The organism is Streptomyces sp. Q6, from assembly GCF_036967205.1.
Taxonomy (GTDB): domain Bacteria; phylum Actinomycetota; class Actinomycetes; order Streptomycetales; family Streptomycetaceae; genus Streptomyces; species Streptomyces citrinus.
Map to the genome: position 1 here is coordinate 2,292,276 of NZ_CP146022.1, position 15,090 is coordinate 2,307,365.

12 protein-coding genes are annotated in these 15,090 nt (G+C 70.2%); 1 reads left to right on the plus strand and 11 read right to left on the minus strand.

From position 1 onward, the window contains the following. Positions 1 to 12: 12 nt before the first annotated feature. The 11 genes from ftsZ to rsmH form a co-directional block, all read right to left on the minus strand. Positions 13 to 1,230 (minus strand): cell division protein FtsZ, encoded by a 1,218-nt coding sequence (gene ftsZ, locus V2W30_RS10715; RefSeq protein WP_338695655.1) that lies wholly within the window; start codon positions 1,228 to 1,230, stop codon positions 13 to 15. Between the two features lie 298 nt (positions 1,231 to 1,528). Next, positions 1,529 to 2,341 (minus strand): cell division protein FtsQ/DivIB, encoded by an 813-nt coding sequence (locus tag V2W30_RS10720; protein ID WP_338695657.1) that lies wholly within the window; start codon positions 2,339 to 2,341, stop codon positions 1,529 to 1,531. 28 nt (positions 2,342 to 2,369) lie between these two features. Beyond that, entirely contained in the window at positions 2,370 to 3,458 is a 1,089-nt protein-coding gene (gene murG, locus V2W30_RS10725) for an undecaprenyldiphospho-muramoylpentapeptide beta-N-acetylglucosaminyltransferase (RefSeq protein WP_338695659.1), read from the minus strand. A gap of 6 nt (positions 3,459 to 3,464) precedes the next feature. Further along, positions 3,465 to 4,790 (minus strand): putative lipid II flippase FtsW, encoded by a 1,326-nt coding sequence (gene ftsW, locus V2W30_RS10730; RefSeq protein ID WP_338695660.1) that lies wholly within the window; start codon positions 4,788 to 4,790, stop codon positions 3,465 to 3,467. Between the two features lie 88 nt (positions 4,791 to 4,878). Beyond that, on the minus strand, positions 4,879 to 6,321 hold the full coding sequence (gene murD / locus V2W30_RS10735; protein ID WP_338695662.1) for a UDP-N-acetylmuramoyl-L-alanine--D-glutamate ligase: 1,443 nt from the start codon (positions 6,319 to 6,321) through the stop codon (positions 4,879 to 4,881). After that, complete coding sequence (gene mraY, locus V2W30_RS10740; RefSeq protein ID WP_338695664.1) at positions 6,303 to 7,376, minus strand: phospho-N-acetylmuramoyl-pentapeptide-transferase; 1,074 nt, start codon at positions 7,374 to 7,376, stop codon at positions 6,303 to 6,305. Before mraY ends, murD begins: the two co-directional genes overlap by 19 nt. Then, positions 7,373 to 8,776: a UDP-N-acetylmuramoyl-tripeptide--D-alanyl-D-alanine ligase gene (locus V2W30_RS10745; RefSeq protein WP_338695666.1), complete on the minus strand. Its 1,404-nt coding sequence runs from the start codon at positions 8,774 to 8,776 to the stop codon at positions 7,373 to 7,375. The genes mraY and V2W30_RS10745 overlap by 4 nt, the downstream gene beginning before the upstream one ends. Before the next feature lie 4 nt (positions 8,777 to 8,780). Further along, positions 8,781 to 10,445 carry a UDP-N-acetylmuramoyl-L-alanyl-D-glutamate--2,6-diaminopimelate ligase gene (locus V2W30_RS10750; protein ID WP_338695667.1) on the minus strand — a complete coding sequence of 555 codons (1,665 nt, stop codon included), beginning with the start codon at positions 10,443 to 10,445 and terminating at the stop codon, positions 8,781 to 8,783. Positions 10,446 to 10,485: 40 nt separating this feature from the next. Next, entirely contained in the window at positions 10,486 to 12,450 is a 1,965-nt protein-coding gene (locus V2W30_RS10755) for a penicillin-binding protein 2 (RefSeq protein WP_338695668.1), read from the minus strand. A gap of 4 nt (positions 12,451 to 12,454) precedes the next feature. Next, positions 12,455 to 13,069, minus strand: a complete 615-nt coding sequence (locus V2W30_RS10760; protein ID WP_338695670.1) for a septum formation initiator family protein — start codon at positions 13,067 to 13,069, stop codon at positions 12,455 to 12,457. Positions 13,070 to 13,105: 36 nt separating this feature from the next. Further along, entirely contained in the window at positions 13,106 to 14,062 is a 957-nt protein-coding gene (gene rsmH / locus V2W30_RS10765; protein ID WP_338695672.1) for a 16S rRNA (cytosine(1402)-N(4))-methyltransferase RsmH, read from the minus strand. Between the two features lie 417 nt (positions 14,063 to 14,479). Here rsmH and V2W30_RS10770 point away from each other — a divergent pair, with 417 nt between their 5' ends. Further along, positions 14,480 to 15,019: a carbonic anhydrase gene (locus V2W30_RS10770; RefSeq protein WP_338695674.1), complete on the plus strand. Its 540-nt coding sequence runs from the start codon at positions 14,480 to 14,482 to the stop codon at positions 15,017 to 15,019. The last annotated feature ends 71 nt before the right edge of the window (positions 15,020 to 15,090 follow it).

Consider the following 15,090-nt stretch of genomic DNA (forward strand, 5'->3'; position numbering starts at 1 on the left):
AGGCCTGCTCGGTCACTTCAGGAAGTCCGGGACGTCCAGCTCCTCGGCCTGGCTGTCCGGGTAGGACGGCCGGGGCACCTGGGGCGGGGCGACCGGGGCCGCGGGCGCCTCGTTCACCGGCGCGGGCTCCGGCTCCGGCACCTTCTCCTCGCGCGGCGTGACGCTGCCGAGGCTGCCGAAGGTCGGACGCGAGGGCTCGGGGGTCGACGCCGGACGGGCCGGTGCCGGTTCCTCGCGCTTGGCCGTGGACGAGCCGAGGACGTTGTCCCGCTTGGCCGGCGGCTGCCCGCCGTCGAACCCGGCGGCGATGACGGTGACCCGCACCTCGTCGCCGAGCGCGTCGTCGATGACGGCACCGAAGATGATGTTGGCCTCCGGGTGCGCGGCCTCGCTCACCAGCTGCGCGGCCTCGTTGATCTCGAAGAGACCGAGGTCCGAGCCGCCGGAGATGGAGAGCAGCACGCCACGGGCGCCGTCGATCGACGCTTCGAGGAGTGGCGAGGAGATCGCCATCTCGGCCGCGGCCACCGCGCGGTCGTCGCCGCGGGCCGAGCCGATCCCCATGAGCGCCGAACCCGCCTCGGACATCACGGACTTGACGTCCGCGAAGTCGAGGTTGATCAGACCCGGGGTGGTGATGAGATCGGTGATGCCCTGGACACCGGAGAGCAGGACCTGGTCCGCCGACTTGAACGCGTCGAGGACGGAGACCTGGCGGTCCGAGATGGACAGGAGCCGGTCGTTCGGGATGACGATGAGGGTGTCGACCTCTTCGCGGAGCTCGGCGATGCCGTCCTCCGCCTGGTTCGCACGACGGCGGCCCTCGAAGGTGAACGGTCGCGTGACCACACCGATCGTCAGGGCGCCCAGCGAGCGAGCGATGTTGGCGACGACAGGTGCGCCGCCCGTGCCGGTGCCGCCGCCTTCACCGGCGGTGACGAAGACCATGTCGGCCCCCTTGAGGACCTCCTCGATCTCCTCGCGGTGATCTTCGGCCGCCTTGCGTCCGACGGCCGGATTGGCTCCGGCGCCGAGTCCGCGGGTGAGTTCACGGCCGACGTCGAGCTTGACGTCCGCGTCGCTCATCAACAGGGCTTGCGCGTCGGTGTTGATGGCGATGAACTCGACGCCCTTGAGACCGACCTCGATCATCCGGTTGATGGCATTGACACCACCGCCGCCGACACCGATGACTTTGATGACTGCGAGGTAGTTCTGCGGTGCTGCCACGTCGAAGGCCTCTCGCCTCGAGTTACGTGTCGCCGCCTCGCGTTCTACGGTGCGACGACTGATGCCGAATTGGGGCGGTCCGGACTACTAGTTGACTACTAGTCGACTGCCGACCCGAACCCTAACGCTGAAGTTTAGGGTTACCAGTGTGTCTGTTTCCTGGACTCTTCCGAACCTGACACTAAGTCGACAAGTGGCGCCCGTTCAACGAACACGCCGAACCTCCCGTTTTTCTTTTCACCCTATGTGATCAGCCGTAGCGCTGCCCAACCAGGGTGCTGGCCTGCGCTGATGTGCGTCAACTCCCCGCTGACGCAGGGGCGGTGGGAACACTCACGTCGAAGTGCCGGGCCTTCGGGGCCGCTTTCATGAGGGCGGCGAGAGCGCGTGCCTTCGTGGCGCCGTTCTCGGAACTTCCCCAGACGACGGTGCGTCCGCCGGTGAGCTTCAGTGAGATGTCGTCGTACGAACGGACCTTGACGACACGGGTGTCGCCCGCCGCCACCTTCGGCAACCGCCCCGCGACCCGCACCGCTTCACGGACGAGCCGGTCCGGGCCGAAGCGTCGCAGACTTGCCGCCGCGCCCGCCTGATCCGGCGTCAATTCCAGCCGGGGAACGCCTTTCGGCACCGTGTCGACCGTCGCAAAACGTACGCCTTCGCGGTCGACTTCGACAAACTTGCCCGAATTTCTGTCGTCTTCGGCAATCAGGACGGGCTTACGTTCCGTCACTTTCAGCCCGATTCCGTGCGGCCAGGAACGCACCACATCAACCGAGTCGATTCGGGGCAATTTCCGGCGCAACCGGTCCTCAATGGCGCCCGTGTCGACGGAAATCAACGGGGACCCGACCGGTACGGCCGCCGCCTCGCGCACCTCGGCGGGCGTCAGCACGTCCGTCCCCGAGGTCGTGACACGCTCGACGCGCAGCCACTGCGATCCGTACAGGAGCCAGATGCCGCCCGCCCCGATCAGGACGAGCAGCACTCCGGTCACGACGAGGGTGCGCACGCTCGGCATGCGCACCCCACGAGGGGCGGGGGGCGGGCCCGAATCGGACGGTTCGGCCTTGTCTCGTTCGCCGCGGTCCGCGGTGGTCGCTCCGGCCACGCTCCCCTGCCTTTACATCCGTATGTCGCTAGTGACGCGAGTTGATCGCCTCGTAGACCATCCCGACGAGCAGGTCGTCGGCGTCCCTGCGGCCGAACTCGGAGGCTGCGCGGGACATCTCGTACAGCCGGTGCGGCTCGGCGAGCACGGGCAGGACGTTGCCCTGGACCCACTCGGGGCTCAGCTCCGCGTCGTCGACCAGCAGGCCGCCGCCGGCCTTGACCACCGGCTGGGCGTTGAGCCGCTGTTCGCCGTTGCCGATGGGCAGCGGGACGTAGGCGGCCGGGAGCCCGACGGCGGAGAGTTCGGCGACGGTCATTGCGCCCGCGCGGCAGAGCATCATGTCTGCCGCGGCGTACGCGAGGTCCATCCGGTCCACGTACGGTACCGGGATGTACGGGGGCATCCCCGGCATCTGCTGGACCTGCGGCAGTTCGTTCTTCGGACCGACCACGTGCAGGATCTGGATGCCGGACTGCTGGAGGAGCGGCGCGACGCGCTGTACGACCTCGTTCAGGTGCCGGGCGCCCTGCGAGCCGCCGGAGACCAGCAGCGTCGGCAGGTTCGGGTCGAGACCGAACGCGGCGCGCGCCTCGGGCCGCACGGCGGCCCGGTCCAGCATGGCGATGGTGCGGCGCAGCGGGATGCCGATGTAGCGGGCCCCGCGCAGCTTGCTGTCCGGGGTGGAGACGGCGACCCCCGCGGCGTACCGCGAGCCGATCTTGTTGGCGAGGCCCGGCCGGGCGTTGGCCTCGTGGACGACGATCGGGACGCCGGCGCGCTTGGCGGCGAGGTAACCGGGCAGCGCGACATAGCCGCCGAAGCCGACGACGCAGTCCGCCTTCGTGCGCTCCAGGATCTGCTCCGCCGCCTTGATCGTGCCGCGCAGCCGTCCGGGGACGGTGATCAGCTCAGGGGTGGGCTTGCGGGGCAGGGGTACGGCAGGGATCAGCGCCAGGTCGTAGCCGCGCTCCGGTACGAGACGGGTCTCCAGGCCGCGCTCCGTGCCGAGGGCCGTGATCCCCACGGTCGGGTCCTGCCTGCGCAGGGCGTCCGCGAGGGCGAGCGCCGGCTCGATGTGGCCGGCGGTCCCCCCACCGGCGAGTACGACATGCACCGAAATTCACCGCTCTCCGGACGTACGCGCCGAAACGCGCCGTCGCATCGTGTTCCATCTCATCCCGCGCTCCCCCGTGGTTCGCCGCATGGCGAGGGCCGCTCGCGCCGCCGGTTCGTCCCGCGCGAACGCGATCAGAAGTCCCACGGCGAACATGGTCGGCAGCAGGGCCGACCCCCCGTACGAGAACAGCGGGAGCGGGACGCCGGCGATCGGCAGCAGGCCGAGCACCGCACCGATGTTGACCACGGCCTGCGCCGTGATCCAGGTCGTCACGCCACCCGCGGCGTATCGAACGAAGGGGTCCTCCGTGCGTCCGGCCACGCGGATACCCGCATAGCCTAGAGCCGCGAACAGGGCGAGCACCGACAGCGTCCCCGCCAGGCCCAGTTCCTCACCAGTGATGGCGAAGATGAAGTCGGTGTGCGCTTCGGGAAGTTGACCCCATTTTTCCACACTCGCCCCCAGCCCGGAACCGAAGAATCCGCCGGAGGCGAGAGCGTAGATCCCGTGCAGGCCCTGCCAGCACATGTCGTCCGGTCCCGCGTCGGCGCGGCCCAGGCACGCGAGGCGGGCCATACGGTTCGGGCTGGTCTTGATCAGCATGACGCCGATCGCGCCGGCCACGGAGAGCACGCCGACGAAGAGCCGGGTGGGCGCCCCCGCCAGCCACAGCAGGCCGAACAGGATGGCGGTGAGCAGGATCGCCGTGCCCATGTCGCCGCCGAGCATGATCAGGCCGAGCAGCAGGAAGGCGACCGGGACCAGCGGCACCAGCATGTGTTTCCACTGGGTCAGCAGGCGCTTGTCGTGTTTGCGCGCGAGGAGGTCGGCGCCCCACAGGATCAGCGCCAGCTTCCCGAACTCGCTGGGCTGGAGCATGAAGGGCCCGCCGAGCGAGATCCAGTTCTGGTTGCCGTTGATCGACACCCCTATCCCCGGCACCTGCACCAGGACCATCAGGAAGACGCTGACGGCGAGGATCGGGTACGCGAGCGCGCGGTGCAGCTTCACCGGCATGCGCATGGCGACCAGGAGCAGGATCGTGCCGAGGACGGCCGCGACGAACTGCTTGCGGAAGAAGTACGAGCTGGACAGGCCCATCTGGAGGGCCGTGATCATCGACGCCGAGTAGACCATCACCAGGCCGAGCGCGGTGAGCAGCAGCGCGGACCCGAGGATCAGGTAGTACGCGGTGAGCGGCCGGTCCCAGGCCCGCTTGGCCTGTGCGTACAGGCGGCGGACCGGGTTGGCACGCGCCCGGTAGACCTTGCTGGTCCTCCTGGGCGGCGCGGCGGGGCGCTTGGTGGTGCGGGCGCTGCTACCGGCCATTGCCGCTCCCCGACGGTGAGCCGTACGTCAACGCTGCCACGTCCCCTCCCTGGGTGCCCGGCGTCACCGGGCACCTTCGCGGGTCCCCTCAGACGCTGGTGGCGCCGAGTGCGCGGACCGCTTCCGCGAACGCTTCGCCACGCTTGTTGTAGTTGGTGAACATGTCCATCGACGCACAGGCCGGAGCCATCAGCACGGTGTCCCCCGGGCGGGCGAGCCGTGCTGCCTCCTGGACCGCCGCCGACATCGCCCCAGTGTCGGTCCGGTCGAGGTCGACGACGGGTACTTCCGGCGCGTGTCGTTCCAGGGCTTCACGGATCAGGCCACGGTCGGCACCGATCAGGACGACCCCGCGCAGCCGCTTGGCGGCACCCGCGACCAGTTCGTCGAAGGTGGCGCCTTTGGCCAGCCCGCCCGCGATCCACACGATGGACTCGTACGAGGCCAACGACGCCTGTGCGGCATGGGTGTTGGTGGCCTTGGAGTCGTCGATGTACGCGACCTCGTCGACGTCGGCGACGTGCGCGATGCGGTGCGCGTCCGGCGTGAAGTTCCGCAGTCCGTCGCGTACGGCCTGGGGCTCGACGCCGAAGGCGCGGGCGAGGGCAGCCGCCGCGAGGGCGTTGGCGATGTTGTGCGGGGCCGGCGGGTTCACGTCGGAGATCTCGGCGAGTTCCTGCGCGCTCTTCTGCCGGTTCTCGACGAAGGCGCGGTCGACGAGAATGCCGTCCACGACGCCGAGTTCGGAGGGGCCGGGCGTGCCGAGGGTGAAGCCGATGGCGCGGCAGCCCTCCTCGACGTCGGCCTCGACGACCAGGTCCTCGGTGGCCTTGTCCGCGACGTTGTAGACGCAGGCGACCTGATTGCCTTCGTAGATACGGCCCTTGTCGGCGGCGTACGCCTCCATGGAGCCGTGCCAGTCGAGGTGGTCGGGCGCCAGGTTCAGGACGGCGCCGGAGTGGGCGCGCAGCGAGGGCGCCCAGTGCAGCTGGTACGAGGAGAGCTCGACGGCGAACACGTCGTACGCGTCGTCGCCCTGGAGGACGACGTCGACGATCGGCGTGCCGATGTTGCCGACGGCGGCGGTGCGCAGACCGGCCGCCTCCAGGATCGACGCGAGCATCTGCGTCGTCGTGGTCTTGCCGTTCGTGCCGGTGATCGCGAGCCAGGGCGCGGCGTTGGGGCCGCGCAGGCGCCAGGCGATCTCGACGTCGCCGACGACGTCGACGCCGGCCGCCGCGGCCGCGGCGAACAGGGGGCTCGAAGGCTTCCAGCCCGGCGACGTGACGACGAGCTCGGTGCCCTCGGGCAGCGTCTCGGCGTCGCCGAGGCGTACGGACAGCCCCTCTCCTTCGAGGAGGGCCGCCTTGTCGCGGTGGGCCGCGCTGTCACCGCCGTCCACGACGGTCACCGACGCGCCGAGGCCGGCCAGGGCGCGGGCGGCGCTGAGGCCGCTCACGCCGAGACCGGCGACGGTGATGTTCATCCCCTGCCAGGAACCCTGACCAGATGTCACTTCTTGGCTGCCCATCCTGCGTAGAAGAGGCCGAGTCCGACGATCACGCACATGCCCTGGATGATCCAGAACCTGACCACGACAAGGACTTCGGACCACCCCTTGAGTTCGAAGTGGTGTTGCAGTGGCGCCATCCGGAAGACGCGCTTGCCGGTCATCTTGAACGAGCCGACCTGGATGACGACGGACATCGTGATGAGCACGAACAGGCCGCCGAGCAGGGCGAGCAGCATCTCGGTGCGCGAGCAGATCGCGAGACCGGCGAGGGCGCCACCGAGGGCCAGCGAGCCCGTGTCCCCCATGAAGATCTTGGCGGGCGAGGTGTTCCACCACAGGAAGCCGAAGCAGGAGCCCATGAGCGCCGAGGCGACGACCGCCAGGTCGAGTGGGTCTCTGACCTCGAAACACGCGCCCGGGTTGGTGAGGGTCTGCGAGTTGGCGCAGGACTCCTGGAACTGCCAGACACCGATGAAGGTGTACGCGCCGAAGACCATCACAGAGGCGCCGGTGGCGAGGCCGTCGAGGCCGTCGGTGAGGTTCACCCCGTTCGACATCGCGAGGATCATGAACAGCGCCCAGACCACGAAGAGGACCGGGCCGATCGTCCAGCCGAAGTCCTCCACGAAGGACAGCCGGGTCGAGGCCGGAGTCTGACCGCGCGCGTCCGCGAACTGGAGGGACAGCACCGCGAAGGCGATACCGACGATCAGCTGTCCGGCCATCTTCGCCTTGGCCCGCAGGCCCAGCGAACGCCGCTTGACGATCTTGATGTAGTCGTCGAGGAAGCCGACGAGGCCCATGCCCGCCATCAGGCCGAGCACGAGCAGACCCGACAGGGTCGGGGCCGCGCCGGTGATCAGCTTGCTCACGAAGTACGCGATGAGGGTCGCCAGGATGAAGGCGATACCACCCATGGTCGGCGTACCGCGCTTGCTGGCGTGCTCGCGCGGGCCGTCGTCGCGGATGTACTGGCCGTAGCCCTTGCGCGCAAGGAGCTTGATGAGCAACGGCGTTCCGGCCAGGGTCAGGAAGAGGCCGATGACGCCGGCGAAGAGGATCTGCTTCATCATCGGGCATCGCCCCCGTTCTCGAAGCCCTCGAGCAGCGCCTGTGCCAGGCTCTCCAGGCCGACCGACCTGGATGCCTTCACGAGCACGACGTCACCTGGGCGCAGCTCGCTGCGCAACAGGTCGATCGCCGCCTGTGTGTCGGACACGTGCACCGACTCCTCACCCCACGAACCCTCGTTATAGGCGCCCAGTTGCAACCAGGACGCTTCCCTGCCCCCGATTGCCACGAGCTTGCTGACGTTGAGCCGGACGGCGAGCCGTCCGACCGCGTCGTGCTCGGCCAGCGACTCGTCGCCCAGCTCGGCCATGTGCCCGAGCACCGCCCACGTACGACGCCCCTTGCCCATGGCCACGAGCGCGCGCAGGGCCGCTCGCATGGACTCGGGGTTCGCGTTGTAGGCGTCATTGACGATCGTGACGCCGTCCGGGCGCTCGGTGACCTCCATGCGCCAGCGGGACAGGGTGCCCGCGTCGGAGAGCGCGAGGGCGATCTCCTCCACGGACATGCCAAGGTCATGGGCGACGGCGGCCGCGGCGAGCGCGTTCGACACGTGGTGCTCACCGTACAGGCGCAAGGTCACTTCGCTGCACCCGGTGGGTGTGTGAAGGCTGAAGGAGGGCTGTCCGTTCTCCGTGAGCCGGACATTCTCGGCACGGACGTCGGCGTCGGCGGCCTCTCCGAAGAGGAGCACCCTCGCCTTCGTACGCGACGACATGGCCCGTACGAGCGGATCGTCCGCATTGAGGATCGCGGTGCCCTCGGCGGGCAGCGACTCGACCAGCTCGCCCTTCGCCTCCGCGATCTGCTCGCGGCCGCCGAACTCGCCGATGTGGGCGGTGCCGACGTTCAGGACGACGCCGACCTTCGGGGGGGTGAGGCCCGTCAGGTAGCGGATGTGGCCCTTGCCCCGGGCGCCCATCTCCAGGACGAGGAACCGCGTCTCGTCGGTGGCGGACAGGGCGGTCAGCGGCAGGCCGATCTCGTTGTTGAACGAGCCGGGCGTGAACACCGTCGGCGCCTTGCGCCGCAGCACCTGGGCGATCAGGTCCTTGGTACTGGTCTTGCCGGCCGAGCCGGTCAGCGCGACGAGGGTGGCGCCGAGCCGCTCGACGACGTGCCGGGCGAGCGCGCCGAGCGCCGCCTGGACGTCGTCGACGACGATGGCGGGCACACCGACCGGGCGGGACGCCAGCACGGCGGCCGCGCCCCTGTCCACGACGTCGCGCGCGTAGTCGTGGCCGTCCACGCGCTCGCCGACGAACGCGGCGAACAGGCTGCCGGCCTCGACCTTGCGCGAGTCGATGACGACCGGACCGGTCACCCGGACCTGCGGATCCGGTATGTCGTACGTCTGCCCGCCGACGACTGAGGCGATCTCGGCGAGGGAGAGGGCGATCACAACTTCATCCCTGGGTTTGCTCGATGGCTTCGCGAAGCACCAGGCGGTCGTCGAAGGGACGCACCACCCCGGCGATGTCCTGGCCCTGCTCGTGCCCCTTGCCCGCGACGAGGACCGTGTCGCCCGGCTCGGCGCGGGCGACGGCCGCGGCAATGGCGGCGGCCCGGTCCTCGAACACGGCGACGTCGCCGCGCTCGTGCGCCGGCACGTCGGCCGCGCCCGCCAGCATCGTGGCGAGGATCGCGAGGGGGTCCTCGGAGCGCGGGTTGTCGGAGGTGAGGATGGCCGTGTCGGCGAACCGGGCCGCGGCGGCGCCCATGGGCATCCGCTTCGTCCTGTCCCGGTCGCCACCGCAGCCGAGCACGATGTGCAGCTTGTTCTCGGTGACCTTGCGCAGCGCCTTGAGCACGGACTCGACGGCGTCGGTCTTGTGGGCGTAGTCGACGACGGCGAGGTACGGCTGGCCCGCGTCCACCCGCTCCAGGCGGCCGGGGACCCCCGGCACGGCGGCGACGCCGTCGGCCGCGGTCTGCGGGTCGATCCCGGCGACGGCGAGGGTGACGATCGCGGCCACGGTGTTCGCGACGTTGAAGGGGCCCGGCAGCGGCGCCGAGGCCGTGATCCGCTCGCCCTTGGGGCCGACGACGGTCAACGTCGAGCCGAGCGGCCCCACTTCGACGTCCTCGGCGTGCCAGTCGGCGTCCGGGTGGCCCTCGGCGGAGAAGGTGACGACGGGGTACCCCGACGCCGCGGACTCCTCGACGAGCCGGCGTCCGTACTCGTCGTCGAAGTTCACGACGCCCTGTTTGCTGCGCGCTGGTGTGAACAGCTGCGCCTTCGCCCGGAAGTAGTCCTCCATGTCGGAGTGGAACTCCATGTGTTCCGGGCTGAGGTTGTTGAAGACGGCGACGTCGAAGACACAACCGTCGACCCGGCCGAGCACGAGGGCGTGGCTGGACACCTCCATGGCGACGGCGTCGACGCCACGCTCGCGCATGACGGCGAACAGCGCCTGGAGGTCGGTGGCTTCGGGGGTGGTCCGCTCGGACTTGATGCGCTCGTCACCGATGCGCATCTCGACCGTGCCGATGAGCCCGGTGCTGCGGACGGCCCTCAGGCCGCCCTCCATGAGGTACGCGGTCGTCGTCTTGCCCGACGTGCCGGTGATGCCGAGTTGCAGCAGGTCCCTGCCGGGGTGGCCGTAGATGGTGGCGGCCAGTTCCCCCATGCGTCCGCGCGGGTTCTCCACGACGAGCGGCACGAGACCGGCGGCGGTGACGCGGTCGGCGCCCGCCGGGTCGGTCAGCGCGGCGACGGCGCCGAGAGAGGCGGCCTGCGCGGCGAAGTCGGCGCCGTGGGCGCGGGCTCCGGGCAGGGCCGCGTACAGGTCACCGGGGCGCACCGCACGGGAGTCGTGGGTGATGCCGGTGATCGCGACGGCGGCCTGGGGCGCGGGAACACCCAGCTGAACGGCCAGTTCCGCGAGGGGTGTGGCGGAGACCTCGACCGGTCGCGGCGGCCCGGGATATGTCACGGGTGCGCCCTTCTGGGTGGTTTGGGACTGATCAGCGTGTGGCACGGCGGTGAGCGTACCGGGCGCACCCCGCCCTGGGCGAAGCGAGGGGCGTGGCGCGGGCCGGTTCCCTGGATCGGGGGTGATGGTTGTCACGAGCCCTTCAGGAGGTACGGGTGATCATGGTCACGGCCCGTCATGGCTGGAAAGCGACGGGGAGCCGCGCGGGCTCGGCGCCCGTGGGAGGCACTTGCAGGGTCTTCAGGGCGAACTCCATGACCTGCTTGTAGATGGGCCCGCAGATCTGACCGCCGAAGTAACTCCCCTTCGTGGCGTTCTGGATCGCGCAGTAGACGGTGACGCGTGGCTTGTCCGCCGGCGCGAACCCGGCGAACGACGAGGTGTAGCCCTTGTAGCGGCCGGTGGCCGGATCGACGCGGTTGGCCGTACCCGTCTTGCCCGCGACGCGGTAGCCCGGGATACGGGCCTTGGTCCCCGTCCCCTCCTCGTCGTCGACGACGGACTCCAGCATCCGCGCGACCGTCTTCGCCGTCTTCTCGCTGACGACACGGGTCTGCTTGGGCTTGGCCGCGGGCGTGAACCGGCCGTCGGGCCCCTTGGTTCCGCGCACGAGGGTCGGCTCGATCCGTACGCCGCCGTTGGCGATGGTCGAGTACACGGAGGCCGCCTGCATCGCGTTGATGGAGAAGCCCTGGCCGAAGGGGATCGTGTACTGCTGCGAGGTGGACCACTTGTCCGGTGCGGCGAGGATGCCGGACGTCTCGCCGGGGAAGCCGAGACCGCTCTGCTCGCCGATGCCGAACTTGCGCAGGTACGAGTACAGGCTCCGGTTGGCCTCGGGCTGCGTGGCGCCGAGCTGGCCGGTCGCCAGGATGGTGCCGATGTTGCTGGACTTGGCGAGCACGCCGTTGAGCGTGAGGTGCCAGGTCGGATGGTCGATGTCGTCCTGGAAGAGGCGGTCGCCGCGGTGCAGCCGGTTGGGCACGGTGACGTGGGTCGACGGGGTCGCCACGTTCTCCTCGAGGACGGCCGCCATCGACATGACCTTGGCGGTGGAGCCCGGCTCGTACGCGTCCTGGAGCGCCGCGTTGCCGAGGGCGGCCGCGTTCGCCTGCGACAGGTCGTTCGGGTCGAAGCCGGGCGCGTTCGCCATGGCCAGGACCTCGCCGGTCCGCGTGTCCTGCACTATCACGTAGCCGCGGTCGGCCCCGGACTTCTTCACCTGCTCGGAGATCGCGTTCTGCGCGGCCCACTGGATGTCGCGGTCGATGGTCAGCTCGACGTTCGAGCCGGACACCGCGGGCTGCTCGGTGCTGCCGGCGGTCGGCACCTGCCGGCCGCCGGACTGGGCGTAGCGGATCTTGCCGTCCTTGCCCGAGAGCTCCTTGTCGAGCTGCTGCTCGACACCGCCGCCGCCCTTGCCGTCGGCGTTGACCCAGCCCAGTATCCCGGCGGCGAGGTCCCCGTTCGGGTACACGCGCTTGCTGCTCGGGTCGGACAGGACGCCGGAGAGGACGCTCGCCTCGCGCCCCTCGGCGTTCGCCTTCTCGTTCAGCGTGGAGCGCAGGTCCTTGATCTGCTTCCAGACCTGCGGCGTCTGCCGCGCGGCGAGCCGCACATAACGGGTGTTCTTCGTCTTCAGCTTCTTGGTCAGCTCGGCGGCGTCGACCCCGATGATCGGCGAGAGGAGCGCCGCGGCCTGCTCGGGCGCGTCCTTCACCTCGGTCGCCTTGCGCGTGAACAGCGTGGGGTCGGCGGTGATGTCGTACGCGTCCACGCTCGACGCCAGCGAGACGCCGCTGCGGTCGGTGATCCCGCCGCGCTCGGCGGCGATGGTGTGGCTGACGTAGCGGTTGAGCTGGGCCTTCGCGGCGTACGCGCTCGCGTCGACGCCCTGGACCTGGAGAAGCCGTACGACAAAGACCATGAGGACGAGCGTGAGGCCCAGGCTCACCATGCGCAGGCGCGGCCGGGGACTGCCCAGGCGCAGCGGGGTGGAGGACTTCGGACGTGCGGGGCGCGGGCGCCGTGCGGCGGGGCGTGCGCCGGGACCCGGGCGCCGCTGGGCTCCGGGCCGGGCCGATCTGACCGGGCGCGTGGGTCCTGGCACGCGGCGGCGCGGAGGCTCCCTGTCGGTCATGGCGTCACCTGCCGGAGGTCGAAGGGGCGGAGGCCGCGGGCTTCACCGAGGTGTTCGTGCTCGGCTGCCCGGACGGTTCGGTGGAAGGCGTCGCTTTTCCCGGGGCCGAGGCGGCGGGGGCCGACGAGGAGGGCGCGGTCGGCGCCGGACGTACCGCTTCCGGCGGCCTCGGCGCCTGCGTGCGCAGCGGCGAGGGCAGCGAGGCGGGGGTCGGCATGCCGCGGACGGTGCCGTCGGGATCGAGGAAGGCGGGGTCGCCGCCGAACACCATGCCGAGCTCGCGGGCCCGGCGCTGGAGAGCGTCCGGGGCCGAGTAGGAGTCCACCTCGCGCTGGAGTTCCTGCTCGTCGTCGGTGAGCTCGGTGGTCTGCTTCTTGAGCTTGCTGAGCTTGAACGATCCTTCATTGAGCGAGGAGTTCAGCATCAGCAGCATGATGAGACCCCCGCCGAGCAGCAGCACGACGAGGAGGACGAACGGTGTGCGCGCGGCCTGGGCTCCGCCGGACGGGGAGAGCGGAAGGAGCCGCGCGAGTCTCGCGGCCCTGGCCCGCAGTTCGCCTCGGGACCCTTGAGCGCCTCGCGCGCTCTTGGAACCTTTCGAGCCACTCCTGGCGCTCATGAACACCCCTCCACGCGCGCGTGCCTCACTCGGCCCTCATCCCTCGACATCCTCGCGGATGCGCTGCGCACCCCGCAGCCGTGCCGGAGCGGCCCGGCGGTTCTCGGCGACCTCTTCTTCGGTGGGAAGCTCGGCGCCACGCGTGAGGAGCTTCAGGCGCGGCTGGTAGCGCTCGGGGACGACCGGCAGACCGGGCGGCGCCGTGGTGGCGGCACCGGCCGCGAACACCTGCTTGACCAGGCGGTCCTCCAGCGAGTGGTACGACAGGACGGCGATCCGGCCGCCGACCGCGAGCGCCTTCACGGCACCGGGAACGGCCCGCTCCAGGACGCTCAGCTCGCCGTTGACCTCGATGCGCAGCGCCTGGAAGGTGCGCTTGGCCGGGTTTCCGCCGGTGCGCTTGGCGGCCTGCGGCAGGGAGTCGCGGATCAGCTCGACGAGCCGCGCGCTGTTGCTGAACGGCTCCTTCTCGCGCTCGCGCACGATGGCCGAGACGATGCGCTTGGCCTGCTTCTCCTCGCCGTACTGGCGCAGGATCCGCACCAACTCGCCCGGCGCGTACGTGTTGAGGACCTCGGCGGCGCTCATCCCGGTCGTCTGGTCCATGCGCATGTCGAGCGGCGCGTCCTGCGCGTACGCGAAGCCGCGGTCGGCCTCGTCGAGCTGCATGGAGGAGACGCCGAGGTCGAACAGGACGCCCTGGACGCGCGGGATGCCCAATCGGTCGAGGACGTCGGGCAGTTCGTCGTAGACGGCGTGCACGAGGGTGGCGCGGTCGCCGAAGGGCGCGAGGCGCTCGCCGGAGAGGCGCAGCGCTTCCTTGTCGCGGTCGAGGGCGACGAGGCGGCACGAGGGGAACGTGGAGAGCAGGGCCTCGCTGTGACCGCCGAGCCCGAGCGTGCAGTCGACGACGACCGCGCCCGGCTCGGCGAGGGCGGGGGCCAGCAGGTCCAAGCAGCGCTGGAGCATGACCGGGACGTGTCGCTGACTCAAGAGGCCCTCTCAGGTCCGGCGCGGCGGCGGTACGCACTGCCGGGTCCCCGCCCGCTCGTGAAGGGGATGGTGGTCCACCGGCGCCGGGGAAGTGACGCCGGCCGACCGGAGCGGGAGGAGGCCGAGCCGTACGTACGCGCCGCGCACGCGGGGAGCGCCCGGCGGTACCGGGATCTCCGTGTTGCATCGTTGCGTGGTTATCTGGGGTCGGCGTCACTTTAGTCCACGGCGCCCCTCGGTCAATCAACCGGCCTGCGCGTCGCGGACCGCATCGGCATGAAGCCGCGTACCGGTCGAATTCACCCGTGCGGCCGAGGCCGGGCCACCCCTGTGGGTTAGCTCACAACAAGGCTCATTGATGTTCTTTGTCCTCTCTCACAGCGGGCTGCCACCGCCCGTGACCAGTAACGTCGGGGCATGACGACTTCCGCTTCCGTCCCGTCCGAAGGCGCCATATCCACCGGCACCGTCACCGACCGCCTGGTCGACGCGAACGCCCGCTACGCCTCCGCGTTCACCGATCCGGGCATGGACGCCCGCCCGGTGCTCCGGGTCGCCGTCGTGGCCTGCATGGACGCCCGCCTCGACCTGCACGACGCCCTCGGCCTGGAGCTCGGCGACTGCCACACCGTGCGCAACGCGGGCGGTGTCGTCACCGACGACGTGATCCGTTCGCTCACCATCAGTCAGCGGGCGCTCGGCACCCGCAGCGTGGTCCTCATCCACCACACCGGCTGCGGCCTGGAGTCCCTCACCGAGGAGTTCCGGCACGAGCTGGAGATGGAGGTCGGACAGCGGCCGAGCTGGGCGGTGGAGGGATTCCGCGACGTCGACCAGGACGTGCGGCAGTCCATCCAGAAGGTGCGCACCTCTCCCTTCCTGCTGCACACCGACGACGTGCGCGGCTTCGTCTTCGACGTGAAGACCGGCCTGCTGCGCGAGATCGACCCGGCCTGACCTTCCGGACCGGTCGACCTTCACCTCAAAAGGTCGTAAGACCCGACATATCGCGGCCAGTTATCCACAGG

Excerpts from the sequence above, each read along its gene's own strand:
- ftsW (WP_338695660.1), bottom strand. The coding sequence starts at position 4,790 with ATGGCCGGTAGCAGCGCCCGCACCACCAAGCGCCCCGCCGCGCCGCCC.
- murD (WP_338695662.1), bottom strand. The coding sequence starts at position 6,321 with ATGGGCAGCCAAGAAGTGACATCTGGTCAGGGTTCCTGGCAGGGGATG.
- mraY (WP_338695664.1), bottom strand. The coding sequence starts at position 7,376 with ATGATGAAGCAGATCCTCTTCGCCGGCGTCATCGGCCTCTTCCTGACC.
- V2W30_RS10755 (WP_338695668.1), bottom strand. The coding sequence starts at position 12,450 with ATGACCGACAGGGAGCCTCCGCGCCGCCGCGTGCCAGGACCCACGCGC.
- V2W30_RS10760 (WP_338695670.1), bottom strand. The coding sequence starts at position 13,069 with ATGAGCGCCAGGAGTGGCTCGAAAGGTTCCAAGAGCGCGCGAGGCGCT.
- V2W30_RS10770 (WP_338695674.1), top strand. The coding sequence starts at position 14,480 with ATGACGACTTCCGCTTCCGTCCCGTCCGAAGGCGCCATATCCACCGGC.